The organism is Actinomadura parmotrematis, assembly GCF_019458805.1.
Taxonomy (GTDB): Bacteria; Actinomycetota; Actinomycetes; order Streptosporangiales; family Streptosporangiaceae; genus Spirillospora; species Spirillospora parmotrematis.
In genome coordinates, this window is record NZ_JAIBOA010000003.1 from 264,485 (window position 1) to 291,415 (window position 26,931).

At 74.5% G+C, this 26,931-nt stretch carries 24 protein-coding genes; 7 read left to right on the top strand and 17 right to left on the bottom strand.

The genetic code is table 11. From position 1 onward, the window contains the following. The first annotated feature begins 71 nt into the window (after positions 1-71). On the top strand, positions 72-1,172 hold the full coding sequence (locus K1Y72_RS06330) for a magnesium and cobalt transport protein CorA (RefSeq protein WP_220164127.1): 1,101 nt from the start codon (positions 72-74) through the stop codon (positions 1,170-1,172). 17 nt (positions 1,173-1,189) lie between these two features. On the opposite strand, the gene K1Y72_RS06335 is transcribed toward K1Y72_RS06330, so the two are convergent. The 6 genes from K1Y72_RS06335 to fbaA all read right to left on the bottom strand — a co-directional run bounded on the left by K1Y72_RS06335 (position 1,190) and on the right by fbaA (position 6,286). Further along, positions 1,190-2,086, bottom strand: a complete 897-nt coding sequence (locus K1Y72_RS06335) for a glycerophosphodiester phosphodiesterase family protein (RefSeq protein ID WP_220164128.1) — start codon at positions 2,084-2,086, stop codon at positions 1,190-1,192. 119 nt (positions 2,087-2,205) lie between these two features. Continuing rightward, the gene (locus K1Y72_RS06340) at positions 2,206-3,489 is read right to left on the bottom strand and encodes an adenylosuccinate synthase (RefSeq protein WP_220164129.1); all 1,284 of its coding nucleotides are present in this window, start codon (positions 3,487-3,489) and stop codon (positions 2,206-2,208) included. 156 nt (positions 3,490-3,645) lie between these two features. Then, positions 3,646-4,062, bottom strand: a complete 417-nt coding sequence (locus K1Y72_RS06345; protein ID WP_220164130.1) for a DUF3151 domain-containing protein — start codon at positions 4,060-4,062, stop codon at positions 3,646-3,648. A gap of 74 nt (positions 4,063-4,136) precedes the next feature. Next, on the bottom strand, positions 4,137-4,667 hold the full coding sequence (locus K1Y72_RS06350) for a GNAT family N-acetyltransferase (protein ID WP_220164131.1): 531 nt from the start codon (positions 4,665-4,667) through the stop codon (positions 4,137-4,139). A 55-nt stretch (positions 4,668-4,722) separates the two neighbouring features. After that, positions 4,723-5,172, bottom strand: coding sequence for a winged helix-turn-helix transcriptional regulator (locus K1Y72_RS06355; RefSeq protein ID WP_220164133.1), 450 nt, complete (start codon positions 5,170-5,172; stop codon positions 4,723-4,725). An 88-nt stretch (positions 5,173-5,260) separates the two neighbouring features. Beyond that, positions 5,261-6,286 (bottom strand): class II fructose-bisphosphate aldolase, encoded by a 1,026-nt coding sequence (gene fbaA / locus K1Y72_RS06360; RefSeq protein WP_220164136.1) that lies wholly within the window; start codon positions 6,284-6,286, stop codon positions 5,261-5,263. Positions 6,287-6,565: 279 nt separating this feature from the next. Between fbaA and K1Y72_RS06365 the strand changes: the two genes are divergently transcribed. Next, a complete protein-coding gene (locus K1Y72_RS06365; RefSeq protein ID WP_308286928.1) occupies positions 6,566-7,294 on the top strand; it encodes a DedA family protein in 729 nt (242 codons plus the stop codon). Between the two features lie 72 nt (positions 7,295-7,366). Next, the gene (locus tag K1Y72_RS06370; RefSeq protein ID WP_308286929.1) at positions 7,367-7,765 is read left to right on the top strand and encodes a hypothetical protein; all 399 of its coding nucleotides are present in this window, start codon (positions 7,367-7,369) and stop codon (positions 7,763-7,765) included. A gap of 34 nt (positions 7,766-7,799) precedes the next feature. Here K1Y72_RS06370 and pyrE read toward each other — a convergent pair whose 3' ends face one another. Continuing rightward, a complete protein-coding gene (gene pyrE / locus K1Y72_RS06375; RefSeq protein WP_220164142.1) occupies positions 7,800-8,336 on the bottom strand; it encodes an orotate phosphoribosyltransferase in 537 nt (178 codons plus the stop codon). Between the two features lie 121 nt (positions 8,337-8,457). Here pyrE and K1Y72_RS06380 point away from each other — a divergent pair, with 121 nt between their 5' ends. Beyond that, positions 8,458-8,970, top strand: a complete 513-nt coding sequence (locus K1Y72_RS06380) for a hypothetical protein (RefSeq protein ID WP_220164144.1) — start codon at positions 8,458-8,460, stop codon at positions 8,968-8,970. Positions 8,971-8,980: 10 nt separating this feature from the next. Here the strand turns inward: K1Y72_RS06380 and K1Y72_RS06385 are convergent, their stop codons facing one another. The 3 genes from K1Y72_RS06385 to K1Y72_RS06395 all read right to left on the bottom strand — a co-directional run bounded on the left by K1Y72_RS06385 (position 8,981) and on the right by K1Y72_RS06395 (position 13,987). Next, positions 8,981-9,601 (bottom strand): tetratricopeptide repeat protein, encoded by a 621-nt coding sequence (locus K1Y72_RS06385; protein ID WP_308286930.1) that lies wholly within the window; start codon positions 9,599-9,601, stop codon positions 8,981-8,983. Between the two features lie 90 nt (positions 9,602-9,691). Next, on the bottom strand, positions 9,692-11,062 hold the full coding sequence (locus K1Y72_RS06390) for an NYN domain-containing protein (RefSeq protein WP_220164146.1): 1,371 nt from the start codon (positions 11,060-11,062) through the stop codon (positions 9,692-9,694). A 435-nt stretch (positions 11,063-11,497) separates the two neighbouring features. Beyond that, positions 11,498-13,987 carry a sigma-70 family RNA polymerase sigma factor gene (locus K1Y72_RS06395; protein ID WP_258571994.1) on the bottom strand — a complete coding sequence of 830 codons (2,490 nt, stop codon included), beginning with the start codon at positions 13,985-13,987 and terminating at the stop codon, positions 11,498-11,500. 170 nt (positions 13,988-14,157) lie between these two features. On the opposite strand from K1Y72_RS06395, the gene K1Y72_RS06400 reads away from it, so the two are divergent. After that, positions 14,158-14,916 (top strand): hypothetical protein, encoded by a 759-nt coding sequence (locus tag K1Y72_RS06400; RefSeq protein ID WP_220164150.1) that lies wholly within the window; start codon positions 14,158-14,160, stop codon positions 14,914-14,916. Positions 14,917-15,013: 97 nt separating this feature from the next. Here the strand turns inward: K1Y72_RS06400 and K1Y72_RS06405 are convergent, their stop codons facing one another. Further along, complete coding sequence (locus K1Y72_RS06405; RefSeq protein ID WP_220164151.1) at positions 15,014-16,630, bottom strand: alkaline phosphatase D family protein; 1,617 nt, start codon at positions 16,628-16,630, stop codon at positions 15,014-15,016. Between the two features lie 230 nt (positions 16,631-16,860). Between K1Y72_RS06405 and K1Y72_RS06410 the strand changes: the two genes are divergently transcribed. Together K1Y72_RS06410 and K1Y72_RS06415 are read left to right on the top strand one after the other, a co-directional pair. Further along, on the top strand, positions 16,861-17,013 hold the full coding sequence (locus K1Y72_RS06410; RefSeq protein WP_220164153.1) for a hypothetical protein: 153 nt from the start codon (positions 16,861-16,863) through the stop codon (positions 17,011-17,013). A 105-nt stretch (positions 17,014-17,118) separates the two neighbouring features. Then, positions 17,119-17,400 carry a chitin binding peritrophin-A domain-containing protein gene (locus K1Y72_RS06415; protein ID WP_220164156.1) on the top strand — a complete coding sequence of 94 codons (282 nt, stop codon included), beginning with the start codon at positions 17,119-17,121 and terminating at the stop codon, positions 17,398-17,400. Between the two features lie 10 nt (positions 17,401-17,410). On the opposite strand, the gene K1Y72_RS06420 is transcribed toward K1Y72_RS06415, so the two are convergent. From K1Y72_RS06420 to dnaK, 6 genes are all read right to left on the bottom strand, one after another. Further along, positions 17,411-19,648 (bottom strand): protein kinase domain-containing protein, encoded by a 2,238-nt coding sequence (locus tag K1Y72_RS06420; RefSeq protein WP_220164158.1) that lies wholly within the window; start codon positions 19,646-19,648, stop codon positions 17,411-17,413. Between the two features lie 81 nt (positions 19,649-19,729). Beyond that, positions 19,730-22,324 (bottom strand): ATP-dependent chaperone ClpB, encoded by a 2,595-nt coding sequence (gene clpB, locus K1Y72_RS06425; protein ID WP_220164160.1) that lies wholly within the window; start codon positions 22,322-22,324, stop codon positions 19,730-19,732. A gap of 105 nt (positions 22,325-22,429) precedes the next feature. Continuing rightward, a complete protein-coding gene (locus K1Y72_RS06430) occupies positions 22,430-22,879 on the bottom strand; it encodes a heat shock protein transcriptional repressor HspR (RefSeq protein WP_220164163.1) in 450 nt (149 codons plus the stop codon). A gap of 5 nt (positions 22,880-22,884) precedes the next feature. Further along, on the bottom strand, positions 22,885-24,060 hold the full coding sequence (gene dnaJ, locus K1Y72_RS06435) for a molecular chaperone DnaJ (protein ID WP_220164165.1): 1,176 nt from the start codon (positions 24,058-24,060) through the stop codon (positions 22,885-22,887). A gap of 86 nt (positions 24,061-24,146) precedes the next feature. Then, positions 24,147-24,767 carry a nucleotide exchange factor GrpE gene (gene grpE / locus K1Y72_RS06440; protein ID WP_220164167.1) on the bottom strand — a complete coding sequence of 207 codons (621 nt, stop codon included), beginning with the start codon at positions 24,765-24,767 and terminating at the stop codon, positions 24,147-24,149. A gap of 2 nt (positions 24,768-24,769) precedes the next feature. After that, positions 24,770-26,623: a molecular chaperone DnaK gene (gene dnaK / locus K1Y72_RS06445; protein WP_220164169.1), complete on the bottom strand. Its 1,854-nt coding sequence runs from the start codon at positions 26,621-26,623 to the stop codon at positions 24,770-24,772. Positions 26,624-26,931 lie beyond the last annotated feature (308 nt).

Genomic DNA, 26,931 nt, shown 5'->3' on the forward strand with positions numbered 1-26,931 from the left:
CTCAGCCTTCTTTCCTGAGGCGGGTCGAGCGCGCCCGCGCGCGTCGCATGGCCGGAGGTTAGGAGCCCCTCATGGCCATGACGCGTGTCCGCCCCCGGGCGACCATGTCCCTGTTCAAGCCCCGCAGCCGCCCGCACGGCGTGCCCGTCCAGAGCGCCGCCCCCGACACCTCGGTGATCGACTGGGCCGCCTACATCGACGGCCACCGCGTCTGCACCGGCTCGGTCGCCGACGCCGTCCGGCTCGTCCGCGACGGCCGCCTCGACGCCCCCGACGAGGGCAGCGCCGGGTTCGTCTGGGTCGGCCTGCACGAGCCGTCGGCCGCGGAGCTGACCGACCTCGCCGAGGTGTTCGGCCTGCACCCGCTCGCCGTCGAGGACGCCGTGCACGCCCACCAGCGGCCCAAGCTGGAGCGCTACGACGACGTCAACTTCTTCGTCATGAAGACCGTCGGGTACGTCGCCCGCGAGCCCGACCAGGCGGAGGTCGTCGAGACCGGCGAGATCATGGTGTTCTGCGGCACCGACTTCGTCGTCACCGTCCGGCACGGCGCGCACGGCGAGCTCGGCTCGGTCCGCCGCACCCTGGAGCGGCTCCCCGGGCGCCTCGCCCTCGGCCCGACCGCCGTCCTGCACGCCATCGCCGACCGCGTCGTGGACGGCTACGTCAGCGTCGCCGACGCCGTCCAGGAGGACATCGACGAGGTCGAGGAGGCCGTCTTCTCGCCCGAGCGCACCGACGAGGCGCGCCGCATCTACCGGCTGAAGCGCGAGGTCATCCAGCTCAAGCGGGCCGTCGGGCCGCTCGCCGGGCCGCTCCGCCACCTCGCCGGCCGCCGCTTCGTCCCCGACGACATCAAGGAGTACCTGCGCGACGTCGAGGACCACCTGACCCGCGTCCGCGAGCAGGTGGAGTCCTACGACGAGCTGCTCAACCCGATCCTCCAGGCGCACATGACGCAGGTCACCGTCGCCGACAACCAGGACATGCGGCGCATCTCGGCGTGGGGTGCCCTGTTCATGGTGCCGACCGCGATCGCCGGGATCTACGGCATGAACTTCGACAAGATGCCCGAGCTGCGCTGGGACTACGGCTACCCCGCGGTCCTGTCGGTGATCGCCCTGTCCTGCCTCGCGCTCTACCGCGGCTTCCGCCGCAACGGCTGGCTGTAGGCCCGGACGGGCCGGGGTCAGACGGCCGCCGCGGCCATGGCGCGGGGGAGCGGCAGGCCGTGCGCGGCGAGGACGGCGCGCAGGACGTCGGGGCGGTCGGTGACGATCGCGTCCACGCCGTAGCCGGCGAAGCGGGTCATCGCGTCGGGGTCGTTGACCGTCCACACCGCCACCGGCAGGCCGAGGGCCTGCGCGGTGAGGACGAGCTCGCGCGTCGTCAGGTGGTGCTCGGGGGACAGCATCGTCGCGCCGGCGGCGAGGGCCGCCTCGGCGGGCGCCTCCGGCGGCAGCCCGGCGAGCCACTCGGTGCCCGGCACCAGCGTCTTGCGCTCCACCAGCGCGACCCGGCCGAGCCCGGGCGCGACCGCGCGGGCGGCGGTGAGGACGCGCCAGTCGAACGCCAGCAGCCGCGCCCGCGACGCCACCCCGCACGCGGTGAGGACGCCCGCGACGGCGGCGGTGAACTCCTCGACGACCGGCGCGGGCCAGCCCGGGTCGGTCTTCAGCTCGACCGCGAGGTCGACCCCCGCCGGGCCGAGCAGCGCGCACGCCTCGGCGAGCGTCGGCAGCCCCGCGCCCGGCGCCGGGCGCTGCGTCGCGGCGAACGCCGCCGGCGCCCGCGACCCGGCGTCCACGGTGCGCACCTGCGCCAGTGTCAGCTCCCGGATCGCCCTGCCCACGTAGGGGAAGAGCGGGTCGCCGGGAGTCACCGGGCCGGTGTCGAGCAGGTGCCCCGACAGCACCTGGTCGTGGTTCAGCACCACCGCGCCGTCGGCGGTGAGGCCGACGTCCAGCTCGACGGCGTGCACGCCGACGTCGAGCGCGTGGGCGAAGCCGGGCAGCGTGTTCTCCGGGCGCAGCCCCCGCGCGCCCCGATGGCCGTGGATCTCCACGGTCCCCCCGAACGAAGTCACGGCGGGTACGCTACCGGCTGTAACCGAATGCACGGTGGCTTACTGGTGAGAACGGTCCGAACGGAATCGAAGCAGCACAGTGGTGAACGAAATCGTCCCCGCTGTGCTACACCGGCCCGCTACACCAGGGAGCGCAGCGCCAGCGTCTGGTCGCGGCCGGGGCCGACGCCGATCGCGGAGATCTGCGCCCCCGACATCTCCTCCAGCGCCCGCACGTACGCCTGCGCGTTCTTCGGCAGGTCGTCGAACGTCTTCGCCGCGGTGATGTCCTCCCGCCAGCCGTCCAGGTACTCCAGGACCGGCTCGGCGTGGTGGAAGCCGGTCTGCGACGGCGGCATCTCGTCGACGCGCTCGCCGTCCACCTCGTAGGCGACGCAGACCGGGACGCGCTCCAGGCCCGACAGCACGTCCAGCTTGGTGAGGAAGAAGTCGGTGATGCCGTTGACGCGGGTCGCGTAGCGGGCGATGACCGCGTCGAACCAGCCGCAGCGCCGGTCGCGGCCGGTGGTGACGCCGTACTCGCCGCCGGTCTTGCGCAGGTACTCGCCCTGCTCGTCCAGCAGCTCGGTCGGGAACGGGCCCGAGCCGACGCGGGTGGTGTAGGCCTTCAGGATGCCGATCACCCGGGTGATCTTGGTGGGGCCGACGCCGGAGCCCGCGCACGCCCCGCCCGCCGTCGGGCTGGAGGAGGTGACGAACGGGTAGGTGCCGTGGTCGATGTCCAGCAGGGTGCCCTGCGCGCCCTCCAGCAGCACGACCTTGCCCTCGTCGAGGGCCCGGTTCAGCACCAGCGTGGTGTCGGCGACGTAGGGCTTCAGCCGCTCGCCGTAGGCCAGGTACTCCTCGACGATCGGGCCGGTCTCGATCCGCCGCCGGTTGTAGACCTTGGTGAGGACCTGGTTCTTCTCGCGCAGCGACAGGTCCAGCTTCTGGGTCAGGATGTTCGGGTCGAACAGGTCCTGCACCCGCACGCCCATGCGGTTGATCTTGTCGGCGTAGGCGGGGCCGATGCCGCGCCCGGTGGTGCCGATCCGGGCCTTGCCGAGGTAGCGCTCGGTGACCTTGTCCAGGGTGCGGTGCTGCGGCATGATCAGGTGCGCGTTCGCCGAGATCAGCAGCTTGCCGGTGTCGATGCCGCGCTCGACCAGGCCGTCGATCTCCTGGAGCAGCACGCCCGGGTCGATGACGACGCCGTTGCCGATGACCGGCACCACGTCCTCGGACAGGATCCCCGACGGCAGCAGGTGCAGCGCGTAGGACTTGTCGCCGATGACCACGGTGTGCCCGGCGTTGTTGCCGCCCTGGTAGCGGACGACGTAGTCCACGTCGCCGCCGAGGAGGTCGGTTGCCTTGCCCTTGCCCTCATCTCCCCACTGGGCTCCGACAAGAACGATGGCGGGCATGCCACTTTCCCTTCCCACGACGAAGGCCCCGGTCCGCAAGCGCGAAGGGGCCTCTTGCGATCAAATCGTACCCGCCCCGGGGCGCGGAAGAAACAGCGCGTGACCGGGCGGCGGCCGGAAAGGGCAGGCGGGCGGCCCCTTCCGGCCCCCGGCGGGTCAGCCGAGAAGGTCGGCGGCGGTGGGGCTGGAGTCGCGCAGGAAGGTCCGGCAGCGCACCGCCTCGGCGTCCTCGCCGATCGCGGCGGCCGCCCGGCCGAGCGCGGCGAGGGCGCGCAGGAACCCCTGGTTCGGCTCGTGCTCCCAGGGGACGGGGCCCTGGCCCTTCCAGCCGGCGCGGCGGAGCGCGTCGAGGCCGCGGTGGTAGCCGGTGCGGGCGTAGGCGTAGGACTCGATCACGCCGCCGGCGGCGAAGGCGCGGTCGGCGAGCGCCGCCCAGGCCCCGGGGTACTCGGGGTGGCGGGCGGCGACCTCGACGGGGTCCGTGCCGTCGTCCAGCGCGGTCCGGGCGTCGGCGTTGTCCGGCAGTTCGGTGGGGGGCGGGCCGCCGAGCAGGTTCTGGGTCATGCCGGTCATCGTAGGCGGGACCGCACCGGCCGCGTCCACCCCGCCCCCGGGGCGGCGCCGGATCGGGGCCGGTCAGGGACCGGTCAGGGCGCCGCGGGCACGGGCAGGGGCAGCCGGTAGCGGGCGGCGTTGCCGTCCAGGGAGGCGCGGGCGGCCGCCGGCCAGCCGCTGCGGATGGCGCCGAGCGCGCCCCGGTTGTCGATGATCACGGTGGCGTCGAAGGCGGCGATGCCGCGCCGCTCGGCGAGGCCGGCGAGGAGCCGGACGAGCAGCCCGCCGAGGCCGTGCCGCTGCCAGGGGTCGGCGACGAGGACGGCGCACTCGGCGCGGGCCGGGTCGGCGCCGTCGCGGAAGTACTCGGCGATGCCGACCATGTCGCCGTCGACGAGGGCGGCGAGGGCCTCCCGGTCCCAGTGGTCGAGCCCGGCGAGGGCGCGCACGTAGGACTCGGGGATGGCGGGGGTGCCGCCGAAGAAGCGGGTGTAGAGGCTCTCGCCGGACACCGCCGCCGACATGGCGCGCAGCCGGGCCGCGTCGCCGGAGCCGTAGGGCCGGATCCGCACGTCCCGCAGGCCGGCCCGCGTCGCTGGGGGCCGGTCATCGAGTTTCTTCATGCAACTCATTGCAGCGCAGTGGGTTGCGTCAAGCAACCTGTTTGGCCGGGGCCGGTCAGGCGCCGGGGCCGGGCAGCGGCAGGATGTCGCCGGGGCCGAGCGGGGCGCCGCAGGACGAGCAGGTGAACCCGGGGGTCAGCGAGCCCCCGCAGCCGCGATGCGTGATCAGGGCGGGCGGGCCGTCCGGGGAGTAGTGCCGGTCGCCCCACATCAGCAGCGTCATCATCGCCGGCCAGAGCTCGACGCCCTTGCGGGTGAGCTTGTACTCGTAGCGCGGCGGCCGGTCCTGGTAGCGGACGCGCCGCAGGATCCCCTCGTCGCAGAGCCGGCCGAGCCGGTCGGTCAGCACGTTGCGGGCGACCCCGAGGGCGTCCTGGTAGTCGTCGAAGCGCCGCACGCCCTCGAAGGCGGAGCGGATCACCAGCAGCGTCCAGCGGTCGCCGACGACCTCCAGGGCGCGCGCGATGGAGCAGTTCTGCGACTCGTAGGTGCGGGGTAGGGCCACGCCCGCGAGGCTACCCGAGTTTCGTCAGGCAACGCACCGGCGCGGAAGGGGGCCGGGACGCGCGCGGCGTCCCGGCCCCGTCCGGAACCTACTTCTTGAGCGAGCGGCCCGCCGACTGGAGGCTCTCGCACGCCTCGGTGACGCGCGCGGCCATGCCCGCCTCGGCGGCCTTGCCGTAGGAGCGCGGGTCGTACTGCTTCTTGTTGCCGACCTCGCCGTCGATCTTCAGCACGCCGTCGTAGTTGCGCAGCATGTGGTCGGCGACCGGGCGGGTGAAGGCGTACTGGGTGTCGGTGTCGACGTTCATCTTGACCACGCCGTAGGAGACGGCCTCGCGGATCTCCTCCAGCGACGAGCCCGAGCCGCCGTGGAAGACCAGGTCGAACGGCTTGTCCTTGCCGTACTCGCGGCCGACCGCGTCCTGGATCTCCTTCAGCACCTCCGGGCGCAGCTTGACCGAGCCCGGCTTGTACACCCCGTGCACGTTGCCGAACGTCGCGGCCAGGATGTAGCGGCCCTTCTCGCCGACGCCGACGGCCTTGGCGGTGTCCAGCGCGTCGCCGACCGTGGTGTACAGCTTCTCGTTGATCTCGTTGGCGACGCCGTCCTCCTCGCCGCCGACGACGCCGATCTCCATCTCCATGATGATGTTCGCCTTGGCGCACTCGGTGAGGAGCTCGGCGGCGATCCGCAGGTTCTCGTCCAGCGGCACGGCCGACCCGTCCCACATGTGCGACTGGAACAGCGGCTGCTCGCCGCGCGCCACCCGCTCCTGCGAGATCTTGATGAGCGGCCGCATGAAGCCGTCCAGCTTGTCCTTCGGGCAGTGGTCGGTGTGCAGCGCGATGTTCACGCCGTACTCGGCCGCCACGACGTTGGCGTACTCGGCGAGGGCCGCCGAGCCGACGACCATGCTCTTCACCGACTGCCCGGACAGGTACTCGGCGCCGCCGGTGGACACCTGGACGATGCCGTCGCTCTCGGCCTCGGCGAACCCGCGCAGCGCGGCGTTCAGCGTCTGGCTGGACGTCACGTTGATGGCGGGGTAGGCGAAGCCCTCGCGCTTGGCACGGTCGAGCATCTCCGCGTAGACCTCGGGGGTCGCGATGGGCATGTGGAAGTCCTTTCGTTCGCGGTGGTGCCGCCGGGCGTCCGGCCGGGCGGTGGGTCGCACCCTCCCGCGCAGCTCCAGGTCAGGGCTCCCGGGCGCGCGGAACGGGAGTGGCATGCCGTCCACGGCCAGTATCTCGTTTTTCCCGCCGCACACCAGCGGGGGGCGGCCCTCGGGGTGTCCGGAACCCCGGGCCGCCCGATGCGGGTCCGTTCGTCCCGGGTTCGCCCCGGGTGCGCCGAGTCCCGGAAAGCGGGCGCCCCCGGCGGGTACGCTCACAGCGTGGATCTCGCGCTCATTCCCCTTGACATCACCGAATGGCTGCACCCGACGGCGTGGCTGGCGCTGTTCGGCACCTTCGCGACGATCGGCGTCCTCGCCATCATCTTCGCGGAGACCGGCCTGCTGTTCGGCTGCATCCTGCCCGGCGACTCGCTGCTGTTCACGGCGGGCATCCTGACCGCGGTGACGGAGGTGCAGGGGGAGCACTTCGAGCCGCTCTCGCTGCCCTGGCTGCTCATCGGCGGCCCGATCGCCGCGATCGCCGGCGCCCAGCTCGGGCACTGGCTCGGCGCCCGCTACGGCCGCAAGCTGTTCGACCGCCCCGACTCGCGCATCTTCAAGCAGGAGTGGGTGGAGAAGGCCGAGCACTACTTCAACCGCTTCGGCCCCGCCAAGGCCGTGCTGCTCGCCCGCTTCATCCCGATCGTGCGCACGTTCCTGAACCCCCTGGCGGGCATGCTCGGCATGGACGCCCGCAAGTTCCTCGTCTGGAACGCCATCGGCGGCATCGTCTGGACGGACGCGCTGTTCCTGCTCGGCCACTTCCTCGGCACCCGGGTGCCGAACATCGAGCGCTACATCCTGCCGGGCGTCGCGGTCATCCTGATCCTGTCGGTGATCCCGATCGTCCGCGAGATGATGCGGGGCCGCGGGGGGAAGGGCAACGGTCCGAATAAGAATGTCCCTGAAGAGTCCCGTCCGTCGCTCAGCGGTGACAGTTATCGCTAACCTCCCCATGTGGGACGTCATCGGTCGGACCCCAGGGGTCTAGCGCGCATACTGATCGCGGCCATTGCCGTGGTGGCGGCCTTAGCGCTGCTCGTGGTCGGCGGTATCGCCCTGGTGAACGCGCTGACGTCCAGCTCGGACAAGGCCGCGCCGCCCCCCGGCGCGTCCGCCTCCGCCTCGAAGGCGGTCTCGCCCGGCGCGAAGGCGCCCGAGTCCTCCGCCGGCGGCCCGCTGCCCCTGGTCATCAAGGGCCAGGGCGGCAAGGCGACGTTCGTGACGATCACCGTGGCGGGCAGCAACGAGGTGCTCTACCACGGCCTGCTGAACCCCGGCGAGGGCCGCCAGTACGCGCAGGCGCCGCTGAACGTCGTCGCCAACGACGGCGGCCTCGTGCAGGTGACGATCTACGGCAAGGCGCAGGCGCGCCCGGCGGGGCAGCGCGGCGAGTGGTTCGTCCCGGCGAAGGGCTGACCCCGGCCGCGCCGCCCGGCGCCCGGCGGCGGGGCTAGTCCAGCCCGAGGTCGGCGACGGTGTAGGGGTGGCGGTACTCCAGCCCCTCCGCGGCGATGCGCGGCGCGGCGCCGCGCTCCAGGATGGTCGCCACCGCGACGACCTCCGCGCCCGCCGCGCGGAGCGCCTCGACGGCCGTCAGCACCGACCCGCCCGTCGTGGAGGTGTCCTCGACGGCGAGGACGCGGCGGCCCGCCACGTCCGGTCCCTCGATGCGGCGCTGCAGCCCGTGCCGCTTGTCGGCCTTGCGCACCACGAACGCGTCCAGCCGGCGGCCCCGCGCGGCGGCGGCGTGCAGCATCGCGGTGGCGACGGGGTCGGCGCCGAGGGTGAGGCCGCCGACGGCGTCGTAGTCCAGGTCCGCGGTCGCGTCCAGCATGACCCGGCCGACGAGCGGCGCGGCGGCGCCGTCCAGCGTCACCCGGCGCAGGTCCACGTACCAGGACGCGCGCCGCCCCGACGACAGGGTGAAGTCGCCGTGCACGACGGCCCGGTCCTTGATCTCTTGCAGCAGTTCCTCGCGATCGCTCACAGCGGGAAGCCTATTCACCCCGGCCGGTGCCCGCGTACCCGCGCCCGGCCCGCGGCGGGCGTGTACGGTTACGGGCGTCCGAGGGGCCCGGCCCCGCGAGATGGGGTCGGAGGTCGAGCGCATGACGCCCGGGACACTGGTGCTGCTGCACGCGCCCGGCGGCACCGCCGCCGCCTGGGGCGATCTGCCCGAGATGCTGCGCTCCTACGGCCTCGACGTGGTCGCCCCGACCGTGCCGGACGCCGGCGCCGGGTACGTCGCCCGCGCCTCCCTGATCATCGCGGCGACCGATCCGGCGGTGCCGCTGGTGCTGGTCGGGCACGGCGCCGCCGGGCCGCTGCTGCCCGCGGTGGCGCTGGCGCAGCGCGCCGCGCACCGCAAGGTCGGCGGCTACGTCTTCGTGGACGCCGCGCTGCCCCGCCCGCGCCGCGAGCATGATCATTCGGACGCGGCGCCGCCCGTGGCCGTCCCGGCGGACTGGCCGGAGGCGCCCTGCGGCTACCTGCGCACGCACGGCGCGGCCGGGTGCGAGCAGGCGGCGCGCGAGGCGCGGCTGCGCGGCTGGCCGGTGGCGGAGCACGAGCCGCCCGTCACGATCGCGCAGGCGCTCGGCGAGCTGATCGCGACGCTGTAGGGCGCGCGGGTCAGGCGTTCTTCAGCAGGTCGTCGAGGAGCGCGTCGTAGTCGTCCTCGCCGCGGCCGAGGTCGACGCGGGCGCGGTAGCGCAGCCGCAGCAGCGCCTCCAGGCTGTCCTCGGCGAGCGCGAGCTCGTCCGGGTCGGGCGCGCCCTCGCCGGGGCCGCCCACGCCGGTGCCGACCGCGCGGTCGCGGAGGGCGAGGATGACGTCGGCGCCGCTCGTCGCCCACTCGTGCGCGCCCGCCGCGTCGCCCTGCGCGTAGAGCACCTCGGCGACGGCGCGGTACACCTCGGGGTCGCGGGGGGCGTCGGCGCGGATCTGCGCGACGAGGGCGCGGGCCTCGTCGGCCTCCTTCAGCTCGAACAGCGCGTCGGCCAGGTAGGCGCGCGGGTCGCCGTAGGTCTCGCCGCCGTCCTGCACCGCCCGGCGGTAGTAGTCGGCGGCCCGGCGGTGGTCGCCGGCGTGCTGCCACTGCTCGCCGGCGCGCAGCAGCACGTTGGCCCGCGACACCCCGCCCGACCTGGCCTCGGCCAGCTCGCCGAGCCGCCGGGCCGCGGTGACGTGATCGCCGGTGCGCAGGGTGTCGAACTCCAGGTCGTCGAGATCGTCTTCCGTCACATGCGTCACGGTTCCACGCTACCCGCCGTCCGGCGGCCGAAGCGGGCGAATTCCGATGATCGTGAATGTTCTACACGTACGGGTCCCCGGGGACGCCCGTCACCTGCGGGAACGTTCGAGGGCGTCCCAGAAGCCGCGGCGCAGCGCGTGCCGCACCTCGTCGTGCAGCAGGAAGTCGATGGGCAGCGACGAGCCCTGCAGCAGCCGCGCCTCCAGGTCGGACGGCATCCGCGGCTTGCGGGCGAGGACCGCCTCCAGCCAGAGCGCCGGGGCGTCGCGGGCGACGGACTCGCCGAAGTCCTGGCCCTCCTGGTGGGCGGCCTTCACCGCGTCCGACAGCGTCGGGGTGCTCTGCTGCTGCACCGGGACGGGCGAGATCTGCTGCGGGCCGGTGTAGGGGCCGTGCGGGGCGGGGGCGGCGAGGGGCGGGGCGTACTGCGGGGCGGCGCTCGCCGGCGGGGTCGTCGGCAGCGGGTTCATGGTCTGCGGCGTCGCGGCCGGGGCGGGGGCCGGCGGCATCGGCGCGGCCTGCTGCGGCACGCCGGGCGGGGCGCCGATGGACGAGCCGAGGCCCGCGCCGCCGAGCCCGGACGCGCCGAGGCCCGACGTGCCGAGGCCGGAGCCGCCGAGGCCGGAGCCGGTCAGGCCCGCGCCGGACGAGCCCGCGCCCGGCGTGCCGAGCCCGGAACCGCCCAGGCCGGCCGGGCCGAGCCCGGCCGAGCCGGCGTGGCTCGGGACGTACCCGCCGGAGCCGCCGGCGCCGAGGTTCGGCGCGGGGGAGGCGGGCGGCGGGACGGTGAGCGGCGAGGACGGGGGCGGGCCGCCGCCGGCGGCCGCCGACAGCGCGCCGAGCGACGCGCCGCCGCCGCTGCCGTGCCCGTTGGACAGCGGCGCGGCGGGCAGCGCGGGGGCGCCGGAGGAGCCGGAGTCCATGCCGGCGAGCAGGTTCACGTAGGGCCGCAGGTGGCCCGAGCCGATCTCGATGAGGTCGTCGCACTCCTGGCGCAGCACCCGCGAGATGGTCCAGTTGCCGTCGACCGCGACGTGCACGACGGTGACCCGGACGCCGAGGTCCTGGGCGTCGGCGACGACCCGCGCGAGGTCCTCGTCCCCGCTGACCAGGACGGCGTCGGCGAGCGCGCCGTTGCGGGCGAGCGCCATGAGGTCGCGGTGGATCTCGGTGTCCACGCCCTCGCGGCGGCCGGGGCGGATGCGGCCGAGCCGCAGCTTGAGGCCGGGCAGGTCGGCGAGCGCCTCGTGCTCGGGGGCGCGCCGGCCCTCGACCGTCGCCTCGTACCAGTAGCAGCGCAGCAGCGGCATGCCGGTGCGCTCGCGGGCCAGGTTGCCGAGCAGCTGGAGCAGGCCGCCGAAGTCCCACGAGACGGTCTCGCGGTGCCGGGTGCCGTGCACGGCCATGGCGCCGTCGGCCAGCAGGTAGCCGGCGTCTACGAACAGCGCGCAGCGGTCCATGGGACACCGCCCTTCCTCAACAGGAGACCTCTCAGCACGTCCACTCCACGGTCGGATTGACGAGGGTGACCATTGGAGCACCCCTGATCGCGCACTTCCCGGCTCCTCGGGGATCCGGACCGGCGAGCGGCCCCGGACCTCCCAGCGTAGTGAAACCGGCCCGTTCCGCAGGGCGGTACGGCGGGTCGGCTCCGCCGGCGCCCTGCACCGCTCGGGGAAGACGCTCGCGGCCTGGCGGCGCCGCGTCGGCGAGCGGTCGACGACCGTGCCGACGACCGTGCGGTCCGCCACCGGTCGGCGGCGCGAGCGCACCGGTGGCCCTGGATGTCAGCGCGGACGTTACCAGCCGTTCCTTTCTGTCGGGATACTTCCCCATGATCTTTACGGGGAGGATCGGCGGCGGGGTTCAGTCGTAGCCGGGGCCCGACCGGGATTTCAACTCCGCATGGGCGCGGTCACCGTCACGACCCCGGTCAGGAAGGCGTCCTGACCTGTGGAGAGCGTGACGGCGGGCCGCCGCCCGAGAGCGACTGCGAAGTAATCCACATCTATCCCAAAAGTGAGGTTCGCGTCGATAGCTCCGGCGGCCGATGAGTCCAGAATGTTGTCATTCAACTGATCACCGCTCTGCGGAGTGAGCGCGGCGCCACCCACCGCGAGGCGGTCGCCGGCGAGGCCCGCGTCGCCCTCCCAGGCGACCAGCCCGATCCGCGCCGTCCCGGCCCCCGCGACCAGCCCGTTCAGCGACACCTCCAGGCGCCGCGGCCCGTCCGGGCCGAGCGCCCGCGCGTCGTCCAGGACCATGGCCTGGCGGTAGGGGCCGGCCGGGTCCTCGACGACCGCGACCAGCGCCCAGCCGGCGTAGTGCGCGGCGCCCGCGACGGTCGGCACGTCGGCGCCCCACCAGGTCCCGCCGCCGCCCGCGCGGACGAGCGCCGTCACGTCGGCGAACGCCTGGTAGACGGTGAAGTCGGGCAGCCGCCCGCGCCGCACCTCCGCCGCCCGGACCGTCGTGTAGGAGCCGCCGGGCGCGCGCAGCTTCGCGGACGCGCCGTCGCGGCGCGCGGCGTCGCCCGCCACGCCCGACCAGTACAGGCCCGCCCACAGCACGCGGCCGCCCGCCGGCACGTCCAGCCGCGCCGCGCTGGAGGAGGACGTGGCGGGGTCGGCGTCGCGGTCGACCGGGCGCATGTCGAAGAAGTCGTCGTCGCGGCGGTCCCCCTTGCGCGCCATCGCCGCGCGGCAGCCGTCCTCTTCGGGGTCGCAGCCGAGCAGCGCGTTGCCGGTCTGGACGGTGCGGACGTGCCCGTCGGCGGCGAACCGCGCGCGCATCCCGTCGGCGGCCACCCCGGCGTCGGCGGTGGCGGTGCGGAGTCCCCGGCCTCCGCGCAGCGTCACGGTGGGCGGCGTGCCGTAGGGCGCGGCCGCGCCGACCTGCACGCCGAGGTAGGCCGACGCCGTCGCGCGCGCGGGGAGCGGCGCGTGCGTGCAGCGCACCGTGCGCGGTCCTGACGGGCGGCACGACCAGCCGTCGCCCGGCTCGCGGGCCGGGGTGAAGCGCGCCGCCTCGCGCCCGGTCGCACCGCCCGCGTAGGCGACGTCCGGGGGCAGCGTCACGTCGGCGACGACGTCCTTCGAGGGGGCCTTGCCCGCGTTCGCGACCGACATCGCGACGATGCCGTCCCGGCCGCGCAGCAGCGTTCCGACGGCGCCGATGCGCGCCGTCAGGTCGGGCGGCGGCGCCGGGGTGGACGCGGACGCGGAGGGGGACGGCGCGGGCGGTTCCGGGGCCGCCTTCGCCACGGGCTTCGCCACCGGCTTCGGAGCGGCGGCGGGCGGCGGTGCGGGCGCGGCGCGCGGCGCCCTCGGCTTCGGGTCCGGCTTCGCCGGCGCCACGGCCGCGGGCGGGTTCGGCTGCGGGCGCGGCGCGGGGCGCTGGACGGGCGAGGTGCCCGACACCAGCAGCATCGCCGCCGCCGCGGCCGCCACCGCCGCCGCGCCCGTCGTGCCGCTCAGCACCTGCTGCTGCCGCTTCGGCAGGTGCCGGAACCATGCCAGCAGCTTCGCGCCGACCGCCGCGCCGCCCCCGTGCCCGGCCGCCGCCAGGTACAGGACGCCCGCGGCGCCGAGCACGAACGGGCCGACGCCCTCGCGCAGCGTCCCGTTGACGTCGGCGATCTCGGCGTGGATCGCCGCGCAGCGGGCGCACTCGTCCAGGTGGGCCTCGACGGCCCGCGCGTCGCGCTTGGCGAGGCCGCCGCGCACGTACGCGCCCAGCTTGTCCAGCGCGGGCCGGCACTCCTCGGTGCCGGCCGGGACGCCCTCGGCGCGCACCAGCGGCGCGTCCGGCTCGGCGAGGTGCATCTGCAGGTACGCCTGGCGGAGCCCCTCGCGCGCCCGGTAGGCGAGGGCGGCGACGCCGTTGGCGGTGAGGCCGAGCAGCGGCGCGACCTCGGCGGCCTTCGCGCCCTCGATCTCGGTGTGCCAGAGCACCGCCTGCCAGCGCTCGGGCAGCGACCGGAAGGCCCGCACGATCAGGGACCGCTCCAGCCCGGCGAGCGCCGGGTCGTCGAACGGGACGCCCTGGTCGAGCAGCTCGGTCCGGTCGGTGGCCTGCACGCGCTTGTCGCCCCGGTAGCGGTCGTAGACGGTGTTGCGGACCGAGGTCAGCAGGTACGGCCGGAACCCCGCCCGCGGGCCGCCGCCCCGGCGCAGCACGTCCAGGATCTTGGTGAAGGTCTCCTGCACCGCGTCCTCGGCGGCGTCCCCGCCGACCAGGTGCCGGGCGAGGCCGCGCGCGGCGGCGAGGTGGCGCTCGTAGAGCGGCCCGTAGGCGCCCGCGTCGCCGTCCCGGATGAGCGCGATCAGCGCCGCGTCGCTCGGCTCGGCCGGCGCCGGCCCGGCCGGGGGCGTGGCGTTGCTCAACAGGGGCCTCCTCGCCCGGCGCTCGCGCATGGTGACCGGATGAACACCTTGCGTCGCGGAAAATGATGGCGCATCCCGCGTCATCACCGGACCGGTTCGGCGTGAGAGGTGCGAAAGGACGCACCTTCAGGACATGTGCCGATGGCACCGAGAGAGGAAACGGGAGCGCGATGGCGTACCTGTGGAGCGGCCCGCGACCGGGCGGCCGCCCCGAACCCCGGCCCGACGACCTGCGCGAGCGGTGGCGGACGCGGAGCGCCGGCGGCGGCTGGTCGCTGCCCGCCGACTGGTGGACGCCCGCCGTGGAGACGGTCGTCTCGGCGGTCTGCCAGGGCGAGGGGATGGGCGTCGCGTGCGTGCGGCTCGGCCGGGCGCGGGGCCGCGCCGGCGTCGGCATCGGCGAGACGCTCGACGACCTCGGCGCGCTGTTCGCCGAGCTGCGCTGGCCCGACCCGCCCCTCACGCTGGTGCGCTGCGCCGCCGAGGGCTGGGTCGAGGCGGGCCTGCCGCCGCCCGCCGCGACCTGCGAGGACCCGCTGACCGGCCTGATGACGCCCGCCTACCTCGGCAGCCGGCTGACCGAGCTGTACCGGACGGCCGCCGCGCTCGGCGGCGCGCCGGGCACGGCCGCCGCCGACACCCACGCCCTCATGCTCGTCGAGCTGCCCGGCGGCCTGGAACCGTGGCGGCGGCTCGCCCGCGCCGTCGTCGTCGGCCACGAGCTGCGGGCGCTGTTCCAGGGCGGGGAGACGCTCGCGCTGCTCGGCTCGGGGCGCGTCGCCGCGCTCGTCCCGGCCGGCCTGGACCGGCCCGTCGCCGAGGTGCGGCGCGCGCTCGCGCTCGCCGTCGGAGAGACGGACCTGGTGGTGCGGTCCGAGCCGATGCCCGCCACGCTGCCGGCGGCGCTCGACCTGGTCCGCACGCCCTGACCGCCACCGGCGCCGGCGCCCCGCGAGGGGCTGGGGGGACGGCGCCGGTGGTCATCGAGGGGGCCCGCCGCGGCGAGGGGGCGCGGCGGGCCCTCCCTCACCCGGTGACGCGCACCTGCGCGAGCCGCTTCACGGCGGTCTCGGAGGCGGGCGTGTCCCACTGGACGCGGCACTCGCGCCCGTCCACGCGCACGGTCGCGACGGCGTTGTCGAACCAGGGGCCGTCGGTCAGCCGCCACTTCAGCGGCGGCCGCGGCACCTTGGCCCAGCGCGCCAGCAGGCGCGGGATCACCGCGAGGCCGCGCATCGTGCCGACGCGCTGCGCGAACCGGAAGCTCGGCGGCAGCGGGTTGCGCAGCGGCGAGCAGACGAGCTGCACGATCTCGGACGCGGTGCCGGGGGAGGTCACCCGCGCCACGTAGGAGTAGTGGACGTCGCCCGACAGGAACGCGATGGTCGCGGGCGCGGCGCCGCGCTCGCCCCGGCCGACGGCGACGATGTCGCGGGCGACCCGCTCGAAGGACGCGCCGAACGCGCCCCAGTGCTCCAGGTCGGCGCCCTGCCGCAGCTTCTCGCCGTAGGTCCCGGCGCGGCGCCCCCAGGCGCCCTCGGCGACGGCCTCGTTCCACGCCTCGGCGTGGTGGATCGTGGGCGCCAGCAGGTAGGGCAGCGAGCTGGCGACGAGCAGGTGGTCGACGCCGCCCTGGAGCCGCCCGTCGAGCCAGGCGAACTCCTCGTCGTCGAGCATGCCGCGGCGCTCGGGGGTCAGCAGCCGCGAGCAGCGGCTGTCGACGACGACGAGGCGGGTGCCGCCCCAGTCGTGCGCGTAGCTCCACCGGGCGGAGGACGGCTCCTTGTCGGCGCGCTCGGCGAACGCGTCCAGCAGCGCGCCGGCGTCCTCGCCCTTCTCGGCCGCCTCGCGGACCGCCCGGTAGACGGCGTCGCCGGCGCGCTCCGCCGGGTCGAGGTTCCCGAGGTGCTGGTAGACCCAGTAGGAGGCGATGCCGCCGACGATGCGGTCCCGCCACCAGGACGTCTCCCACATCTGCCGCCGCCACGTGTGGGAGGTGTTCCAGTCGTCCCGGACGTCGTGGTCATCGAAGATCATGAAGGTGGGCAGGGTGGACAGCAGCCAGCGGACCGCCGGGTCCTCGCGCCAGGCCAGCGCGTACAGGCGGGTGTAGTCCTCGTAGTCGGCGATCTCGTCGACCGGCTCCTGCCCGGCGGGGCGCCGGGCGTGCACGAACTGCCGCATCTCGTCGCTGATCTCGTCGGCGTACACCTGGTCGCCGACCATGAGCAGCGCGTCCGGCCATTCGGCGGTGCCCTCGGTCAGCCCGTGCGCGAGGGCCGACAGGACGTCCACCCCGTACATCTCGACCGTTCCGGGCGACCGGCGGCAGGACCCGAACGACAGGGCGAGGCCGCTGCCGGGGTCCAGCGTCCGCAGCGCGCTCGGCGGGAACCGGGTGCTCTCCTCCGGCCAGACCCGCTCGCCGTCGAGCGCCACCTCGTAGGGGATCCGCGCGCCGGCCGGCAGGCCGCCCACCTCGACCAGCGCGTAGTGGTGCCCGTGCACGGTGAACGTCGGCGCCGCCGCGTCGACGCCGTCGCCGGTGACGCGCACCTCGCACGGCCGGGCGGTCTCCACCCAGATCGTCGCGGTGTGCTCGCCGACGTGCCGGAGCAGGGGCCCGATTACCAAAGCGGTCATTCCGCCTCTCTAGCGGACCGCGCCCCTCCCCGTCCAACGGTTCGAAGGACTTACCTCCGTGCGGTCCGTACTCAGCCGCGTCCCATCGGCTACGCCGCGCTCGTCATCGCGGTGACGGGAGTCACCGGCGGCGGGTGGAGGTAGCCCCACCCCTGTTCGGGGGCCCCGCCTATGTCGGGCCGGGACCGCGACGCTTAGCGTCGGAGGGACGGGTGAGGTGAGGGGGTTCCATGGAGGCTCAGAACCGGCGGCGCGGCGGCAGGGCGCGGCGGAGGACGGTCGCGGCGCTGGCCGTCGCCGCCCTCGCGGCCGCCACGGCGGCGCTCCCGCCGTCGCACCGGCCGCTCGACCGCCTGCCGATCCCGCCTTCCGCCCATCGGTGAACCATCCGTGACCGATCGGGCACCCTTCGTGTTTAGCGGCGCCGGCCGCCGGGTACTCGTCCGCCGGGCGCCGGCGGACGGCGCCCGGTACCGAGAGGTGGTGCGATGCGGAAGTACACCCCGTTGCTGGTGGCCGCGGCCCTGCTGGCCGCCGCCACGCCGGCCGCGGCGGCCCCGCCGCCGAAGCCGGACGTGCTGGACGGCCCCTGCCCGCCGCACGGCAGCCGCATCGACGACTGGGTGTACATCACCGACCCGGGCGACCCGGCCCGCTTCTACCAGTGCGGCGGCGACGGGATGCTGATCACCTTCCAGTGCGGCGCGGGCACCGTCTTCGACCGGCGCCTGGCCTTCTGCGACTTCCCCGAGCGCGCCCGCCGCACCTGACGGGCCCGCCTCACTCGTCCAGCCGCCGCGTCGCGACGGCCGCGCCCTCGGCGAGCAGCCCCGCCGCGCCCTGGTCGGGACGGCCGAGCAGGGACAGCAGGATCCGCCGCGGCGACGGCCGCCCGGCCGGGTCCAGCCGCAGCGCCGCCTCCACCAGCGCGGCGAGCGCCGGCGAGGCCAGCCGGTGGAAGTCGCCGAGGTCCTGCACGCCGTTGACCTTGTTGTACATGATCTCCGGGATGGGGCCGGAGCCGTGCGGCGGCCGCCCGATCGCCGCGTACACGAGCGTGCACGCCCACGCGAACACGTCCGCGGCCGGGCCGACGTTGCCGCCGCGGAACTGCTCGGGCGCCATGTAGGCGGGCGTCCCGATGATCTGCCCGGTGACCGACGCCGAGGTGTCCAGGGCCCGCGCGATGCCGAAGTCGATGACGCGCAGCCCGTCCGGCGCGAGCAGCACGTTGTCGGGCTTGAAGTCGCGGTGCACGATGCCCGCCTCGGCGATCGCGGCGAGCGCGGTGATGGTGCCGATCGCCAGCCGGTCCAGGGCGGCGCCCGCCCGGGTGCCGCCCTCCTCGATCGACTCGCGCAGCGACGGCCCGTCCACGAACTCGCTCACCACGTACGGGCGGCGCCCCTCCACGCCCGACTCCAGCACCTGCGCGGTGCAGAACGAGGCGACCCGCTGCGCCGCCGCGACCTCCCGCTCGAACCGCTCGTGCGCGGCCGGGTTGCGGGTCACCTCCGCGTGCAGCATCTTGATCGCCACCAGGCCGCCGGCCGGCGCCTCGCCGAGGTAGACGACGCCCTGCCCGCCCTCGCCGAGCCGCCGCACGATCCGGTAGCGGCCGAGCTGGCGCGGGTCGCCCGGCCACAGGTTCTCCTCCCGGACCGGGACCGGGCCGGCCGGGGCGGGCAGCCCGGCGAGGTCGACGAGCACGCCCGCGACGTCGCCCGCGGTGAGCTCGGTCGTCGCCGGCGGCCGCGCGCGGTGCCGCTGCAGCGCGTCGTGCAGCGTCGCGAGGTGCGCGGCGTTGCCGGCGACCGCGTCGGTCAGCAGGTCCAGGTAGGCGTCGGGGGCGTGCGGCCGCTCGGCGGCGGCCGGCAGCATCGTGGTGTCCATCCGCAGCTGCGCGGCGGCCTCGTCCAGCAGGTCCAGGGCCTTCTCCGGCTGGGCGCCCGGCAGGTGCCGCGCCGACAGCGCGGCGGCCGCGACGAGCGCGTCGTCGCCGATCTCCAGCCGGTGGTGCTCCTCGTAGCGCGGCCGCATCGCGCGCAGCACCGCGAGGACGCTGTCGGCGCTGAGGTCGCTCACCTGGAGCAGCCGGAACCGGCGCATGAGGTCGGGGTGCCGGCGCAGCCAGGCGGTGTGCGAGCCGGGCGTCATCGTGGCGACGACGCGGAAGCCGCCGTGCTCCAGCAGCGCCGCGAGCGCGACGGCCGCGGGGCCGTCGGCGTCGGCGGACGACAGGTTGTCCAGCACGAGGATGCCGCCCCGCAGGAGGCCGGGCAGCTCGTCCAGCCGCTCGCGGGCGGCGGGGCCGGTCCCGCCGAGCACCTTCGGGTCGAGCGCCGCCATCCGCGCCGGCGCGACCAGCGTCGCGAGCGCGTTCAGCATGGCGCGCTTGCCGATGCCCGCCTCCCCGACGAGCAGCGGGTTCGCCCGGTCGCGCCGGTTGAGGACGCTGATCAGCCGCCGCAGCTCCTCGTCCCGGCCGAACGCCGGGCCCGCGCCCTCGGCGAGGTCGGTGAGGTGCGGCGGCAGCGGCTCGGGCGCCGGGACGGGCGCCGCGGCGGGCGCGGGCCCGGGGACGAGCGTCGCGGCCTGGGCGCGGGCGATGCCCTCCCGCAGCCGCCGGGTGTCGGCGCCCTCCTGCCCGAGCAGGAACCGGCAGATGTTGTCGGCCTCGAACAGGCCGATCAGCAGGTGCGCGGACTCGATCCGCGGGTCGCCGAGCTCGCGCGCGTGCTGCGCGGCGATCGTGGTGACGAGGACGCCGCTGCGCGCCAGCCGGGCGTCGCGGCCCGCCGCCCCGCCGGGGCCGGGCGGCAGCGCCTCGACCCGGCGGAGCGCCGCCGCGCGCAGCGCCTCGGGGTCGGCGCCGATCGAGCGGAGCAGCGCCGCCGCCTGCCCGGCCAGCGACGGCAGCAGGTGGATCGGCTCGGCCAGGGCGCGGCCGGACGCGGTGGCCAGCGCCACCGCGTCCAGGATCGCCCGCTCCGCGCCGCCGCTCAGTTGGATGGTCACGCTCGTCGGCTCTCCGCCCGGGGGAAATGATCCGTTCCAGGTGTCATTGTGCCCCCTGGGGGAGCGGCCCGCCCGGCCCGGTCAGGCCGTCGGGACGCCCTGGGCGGTGCCGACGGTGAGCCGGTCGGCCGCCGGGTCCAGCTCGACCAGCACCTCGTCGCCGTCGCGGACCGCGCCCGACAGCAGCGCCCGCGCGAGCTGGTCGCCGATCGCGGTCTGCACCAGCCGGCGGAGCGGCCGCGCCCCGTACAGCGGGTCGTAGCCGGTCAGCGCGAGCCACTCGCGGGCGGCGTCGGTGACCGTCAGCGTGAGCTGCCGGTCGCGGAGGCGCCGCGCCAGCGCGTCGATCTGCAGGTCCACGATCCGGGTCAGCTCGGCGGTCGACAGCGCGTCGAACAGGATCACGTCGTCGAGCCGGTTCAGGAACTCCGGCTTGAACGCCGTGCGGACCGTCGCCATGACCGACTCGCGCTTGGCGGCGTCGGGCAGGTCGGGGTCCACCAGGAACTGCGACCCGAGGTTGGACGTCAGGATCAGGATCGTGTTGCGGAAGTCGACGGTGCGGCCCTGCCCGTCGGTCAGCCGGCCGTCGTCCAGGACCTGCAGCAGGACGTCGAAGACCTCCGGGTGCGCCTTCTCCACCTCGTCGAGCAGCACCACCGAGTAGGGGCGGCGCCGGACGGCCTCGGTGAGCTGGCCGCCCTCCTCGTAGCCGACGTAGCCGGGCGGGGCGCCGACGAGCCGCGCCACCGAGTGCTTCTCGGCGTACTCGCTCATGTCGATGCGGGTGATGGCCCGCTCGTCGTCGAACAGGAACTCCGCGAGCGCCTTCGCCAGCTCGGTCTTGCCGACGCCGGTCGGGCCGAGGAACAGGAACGACCCGGTCGGCCGGTCGGGGTCGGCGACGCCCGCGCGGGCGCGCCGCACCGCGTCCGACACCGCCTGCACGGCGGCGGACTGGCCGATGAGGCGGCGGCCGAGCTCGTCCTCCATGCGGAGCAGCTTCTCGGTCTCGCCCTGCATCAGCCGCCCGGCGGGGATGCCCGTCCAGGACGCCACCACGTCGGCGATGTCGTCCGGGCCGACCTCCTCCTTCACCATCGCGTCGCGCTCGTCGGCGGCCTGCGAGGCCTCCTGGAGCCGCTTCTCCAGCTCGGGGATCTCGCCGTAGGTGAGCCGCGAGGACGTCTCCAGGTCGCCGTCGCGCTGCGCCCGCTCGGCCTCGCCGCGGGCCGCGTCGAGCCGCTCCTTGATCTCGCCGACGCGGTTCAGCGACTCCTTCTCGCGCTGCCAGCGGGCGACGAGCCCGTCCAGCTCCTCCTGCTTGTCGGCGAGGTCGCGGCGGAGGCGCTCCAGCCGGGCCTTGCCGGCGTCGGTGGCGTCCTTGGCGACGTTCAGCTCCTCCATCTTCAGCCGGTCCACGGCGCGCTGCAGCTCGTCGACCTCGACGGGCTGGGAGTCGATCTCCATGCGGAGCCGGGACGCCGCCTCGTCCACCAGGTCGATGGCCTTGTCGGGCAGGAACCGGGCGGTGATGTAGCGGTCCGACAGCGTCGCCGCGGCGACGAGCGCCGAGTCGCTGATCTGCACCTTGTGGTGCGCCTCGTAGCGGCCCTTCAGCCCGCGCAGGATCGCGATGGAGTCCTCCACCGACGGCTCGCCGACGAGGACCTGCTGGAAGCGGCGCTCCAGCGCCGGGTCCTTCTCGATCCGCTCGCGGTACTCGTCCAGCGTCGTCGCGCCGATCATGCGCAGCTCGCCGCGCGCCAGCATCGGCTTCAGCATGTTGCCGGCGTCCATCGCGCCCTCGGCGGCGCCCGCGCCGACCATGGTGTGCAGCTCGTCGATGAACGTGACGACCTGCCCGCCGGACTCCTTGATCTCGGTGAGCACGGCCTTCAGCCGCTCCTCGAACTCGCCGCGGTACTTGGCGCCCGCGACCATCGAGGACAGGTCCAGCGAGACCAGCCGCTTGCCGCGCAGCGACTCGGGCACGTCGCCCGCGACGATGCGCTGCGCGAGGCCCTCGACGACGGCGGTCTTGCCGACGCCCGGCTCGCCGATCAGCACCGGGTTGTTCTTGGTGCGCCGCGACAGCACCTGCACGACGCGGCGGATCTCGGTGTCGCGGCCGATGACGGGGTCCAGGCCGCCGGCGCGGGCCCGCTCGGTGAGGTCGACGCCGTACTTCTCCAGCGCCTGGTAGGTCTCCTCGGGGTTCTCCGAGGTGACGCGCTGGTGCCCGCGGACCTTCTCGAACGCGTCCAGCAGCGCCTGCGGCGTCGCGCCCGCGTCCGCCAGCAGCGTCGCGACGGGGCCGCCGTCGGCGGCGAGGCCGACGAGCAGGTGCTCGGTGGAGACGTACTGGTCCTGGAGCTCCTCGGCGCGGTGCCCGGCGGTCGCGAGGACCCGCTGGAGCTGCCCGGAGATCCGCGGCTCGGGGACGGTGGAGCCGCTCGCCTTCGGCAGCCGCGACAGCTGCTCCTCGGCCAGCCGGCGGACCACCGCCGGGTCGGCGCCGACCGCCTCCAGCAGCGGCGCGGTGGTGCCCTCGGGCTGCGCGAGCAGCCCCGCCAGCAGGTGCGCCGGCTCGATCTGGGGGTGGCCCTCGGAGGCGGCCCGCCGGATCGCGACCGACATCGCCTCCCGGCTCTTCAAAGTCATCTCGTTGTTCATGTCTGCAAGCTCCCCGTGATGAGAAACCGGTGCCGGGCCCCGCCGCGCGGCGGGACCGGGCGCGCGCCACCTGCCGGTGCGCGGAAGATCGGGTGGGGCCGGGACCTAGTCCTGGCTACGTTCGTGCCAGACGACGACGCTGGTGCGGCGGATCGGGACCAGGTCGGAACCGGGGGCCCCGCCGGTGTCACCGCCGCGCCGCTGCTGCTGCGCGAGGCGCGCGGCGACGGCCCGCGTCGATTCGAGTTCGCTCGCCATCTCCTCCAGGGCGCGGTGCGCCTTGGCCAGCTCGTCGTGGAGCCGGACGTTGTCGCGCTGGAGATGGAGGATGTGCTTGATGCCCGACAGGTTGACGCCCTCCTCCTGGGAGAGCCGCTGGATCTCCCGGAGCAGCACGATGTCGCGCATGGAGTAGCGGCGGCCCCGCCCGGCCGTGCGGCCGGGCGAGACCAGGCCGAGCCGGTCGTAGGTGCGCAGCGTCTGCGGGTGCAACCCGGACAGCTCCGCCGCCACGGAGATCACATAGACAGGGGTGTCATCCCCGAAGACGTCCATTTCACCTACTCCTCCCGGGCCTTGGCGAGCAGCTCGCCGCGCAGGTCGTCGCCCTCGCCCTCGGCGCGCAGCTGCTCCAGCGCCGCGCGCGTCCGCTCGTCGAGCTTCTGCGGGATCTGCACGTCCACGGTGACCAGCAGGTCGCCCTTGGTGCCGTCGCGGCGGGCCGCGCCGCGGCCCTTGACGCGCAGCACCCGGCCGTTCGGGGTGCCCTCGGGCAGCCGCAGCGTCACCGGCTGGCCCTGGAACGTCGGCACCTTCACCTCGCCGCCGAGGGCGGCCTCGGCGAACGTCACCGGCACGTCCAGCGTCAGGTTGTCGCCGCTCCGGCCGAACACCGGATGCGGCCGCACCTTGATGTTGACGTACAGGTCGCCGTTCGGGCCGCCGTTCTCGCCGGGCGCGCCCTTGCCCTTCAGCCGGATCTTCTGCCCGTCGGCGACGCCGGCGGGGATCCGCGCCTGGATCGTGCGCGAGCCGACCGCGCGGCCGCTGCCGTTGCAGGTCGGGCACGGGTCGTCGACGACGAGGCCGCGGCCGTGGCAGATGTGGCACGGCTCGGAGAACCCGAACTTGCCGAGGTTGCGGGTCTCCTGCCCGGTGCCCTCGCAGTTCGGGCAGACCCGCGGGACGGTGCCGGACTTGGCGCCGGTGCCGTGGCAGGTCGGGCACGCCTCCTCGCTCGTCAGCTTGATGGGGACGGTCACGCCGTTCATCGCGCGGGCGAACGTCAGCGTCACGTCGGTCTCGACGTCGGTGCCGCGCCGCGCGCGGCGCGCGCCCGTCCCGGTCGTGGTGCGGGTGCCGCCCCGGTTGAAGATGGTGCCGAAGATGTCGCCGATGCCGCCGCCCTGCTGGCCGGCGGTCCCGGTGCCCTGCTGGCCGAACAGGTCGCCGAGGTCGAAGCCGAAGCCGCCGCCCCCCGGCTGCCCGCCGCGGAACCCGCCGGGCATGGAGCGCACCGCGTCGTACTCCTTGCGGCGCTTGTCGTCCGACAGCACCGCGTGCGCCTCGGAGATCTCCTTGAAGCGCTCCTCGGCCTCGGCGTCGCCCTTGTTGGTGTCGGGGTGGTACTGGCGGGCCAGCTTGCGGTACGACTTCTTGATCTCGTCCTGCGTGGCCGTCTTCGAGACACCGAGGACCTTGTAGTAGTCCTTGTCCAGATAATCCTTGGTGCTCACGGCGCCCCGCTCTCCTCAGCTGCCACAGCGTTGTCTCGATCCTGCCCCGCGGCGGCCCCGCCCAGAAGGGCGGGGCCGGCCGGGGTTCACTGCTCTTCGGTGCCCGCGGCGCCCGGCGCGGGCGCCTCCTCGGGCTCGGCGACCGCGACGCGCGCGGGCCTCAGGATCCGCTCGCCGATCCGGTAGCCGGGCTGCAGCACGTTCACCACGCTGGTCTCGGTCACGTCGGGCGAGTAGGAGTGCATGAGGGCCTCGTGCACGTTCGGGTCGAACGGCTCGCCGACCTCGCCGAACCGCTCCAGGCCGAGCTTGCCGGTGGTGGCCTCCAGGGCCTCCCCGACCGACTTGAAGCCGCCGGTCAGCTCGCCGTGCTCGCGGGCCCGGCCGAGGTCGTCCAGGATCGGCAGCAGGTCGTTCAGCACGCTGCCGACCGCGTGCTCGCGGAGCTGGCCCTTGTCCCGCTCCACCCGCTTGCGGTAGTTGGCGTACTCGGCCTGGAGCCGCTGGAGGTCGGCGGTGCGCTCGGCGAGCCGCTGCGTCAGCTCGGCCGCCTCACCGCCGTCCGCCGCGGGCGCCTCCCCGGCCGGGGAGGCCGGGGGCGGCGTCGCCGCCGCGTCCCGCACCTCGCCCGTCAGCGGGTCGATCCGCCGGTTGTCGCGGATCACCGGGCCCTCCTGCTCCTCGCCCCCGTTCTCGGGAGAGGTCACGATCAGGCACCGCCCTTCGGCTTGTCGTCGTCCACGATCTCGGCGTCGACGACCTCGTCGTCCTGCGGCGCGTCCTGCGCGTCCGCGGTCGGCGGGGCGTCGGACGCGGCCGCGCCCTCGGCGTTCTGGGCGTACATCGCGGCGCCCATCTTCTGGCTGACGGTGGCGAGCTTCTCCGCGCTCGTCTTGATCGCGTCGGTGTCGGTGCCCTCCAGGGCCTTCTTCACCTCGGCGACGGCGTCGGAGACCTCGGTCTTCAGCTCGGCCGGGATCTTCTCGTCGTTCTCGCGCAGGAACTTCTCGGTGGAGTAGGCGAGGGTGTCGGCCTGGTTGCGGACCTCGACCTCCTCCTTGCGCTTGCGGTCCTCCTCGGCGTACTGCTCGGCCTCGCGCTGCATCTTCTCGATGTCGTCCTTCGGCAGCGCCGAGCCGCCGGTGATGACCATCGACTGCTCGCGGCCGGTGCCCTGGTCCTTCGCCGAGACGCTGACGATGCCGTTGGCGTCGATGTCGAAGGTGACCTCGATCTGCGGGACGCCGCGCGGCGCCGGCGGCAGGCCGGTGAGCTGGAAGGTGCCGAGCTTCTTGTTGTAGGCCGCGATCTCGCGCTCGCCCTGGTAGACCTGGATCTCCACCGACGGCTGGTTGTCGTCGGCCGTGGTGAAGGTCTCCGAGCGCTTGGTCGGGATCGTGGTGTTCCGCTCGATGATCTTGGTGAAGATGCCGCCCTTGGTCTCGATGCCGAGCGACAGCGGGGTGACGTCCAGCAGCAGGACGTCCTTGACCTCGCCCTTCAGCACGCCGGCCTGGAGCGAGGCGCCGATCGCCACGACCTCGTCGGGGTTCACGCCCTTGTTCGGCTCCTTGCCGCCGGTCAGCTCCTTGACGAGCTCGGACACGGCGGGCATGCGGGTGGAGCCGCCGACCAGGACGACCTGGTCGATGCCCGACACCGAGATGCCGGCGTCCTTCAGGACGTTGTTGAACGGGGCCTTCGTGCGCTCCAGCAGGTCCGCGGTGAGGCGCTGGAACTCGGCGCGGGTGAGCTTCTCGTCCAGGTGCAGCGGGCCCTCGGCCGAGGCCGTGATGTAGGGCAGGTTGATCTGCGTCTCGGACGAGCTGGACAGCTCGATCTTGGCCTTCTCGCCCGCCTCGCGGAGGCGCTGCAGGGCCATCTTGTCCTTGGACAGGTCCACGCCGTTGGCGTTCTTGAACTTCTCGACCAGCCAGTTCACGACCGCGTTGTCCCAGTCGTCGCCGCCGAGGTGGTTGTCACCGGAGGTGGCCTTGACCTCGACCACGCCGTCGCCGACCTCCAGGAGGGACACGTCGAAGGTGCCGCCGCCGAGGTCGAAGACGAGGATGGTGGCCTCGTTCTCCTTCTCCAGGTGGTACGCGAGCGCGGCCGAGGTCGGCTCGTTGATGATGCGCAGGACGTTCAGGCCCGCGATCGTGCCGGCCTCCTTGGTCGCCTGGCGCTGGTGGTCGGAGAAGTACGCCGGCACGGTGATGACCGCGTCGGTGACCGTCTCGCCCAGGTAGGCCTCGGCGTCCCGCTTCAGCTTCTGCAGCACGAACGCGCTGATCTGCTGGGGGGTGAAGTCCTTGCCGTCGATGGTGGTCTTCCAGTCGGTGCCCATCTCGCGCTTCACCGACCGGATGGTCCGGTCCACGTTGGTGACCGCCTGGCGCTTGGCGACCTCGCCGACCAGCACCTCACCGTTCTTGGCGAAGGCGACGACGGACGGCGTGGTCCGCGACCCCTCCGCGTTGGCGATGACGGTGGGCTCGCCGCCCTCCAGGATCGCGACGACCGAGTTGGTCGTCCCGAGGTCGATGCCGACCGCACGTGCCATGTCTCTCGTCCTCCGTCGTTGCTCTTGCCTGCTATCGCCGTCCGGCCGGACCCCGGCCGGTGGAGTGTCCGTGCGTCAGGGTGCCGCGCGCCGGGCGACTTGTCAAATGACTTGAGTCGACCGCACTCAACTTTGCTGACGTCTCTCTCAACAGGACGCCTGAGCGCCCTATTCCGGTTCCCGCACGGCTTCTTCTCAGGGACGGTTTCCGCCCCGCGACGGAGCCCCCGTCCTCCCCGGGGACGACGCGCCTGCCCCCAGGTCGTCCCCCCACGGACGACCTACCCGCCGCTCCCCGCCAGAAAGCC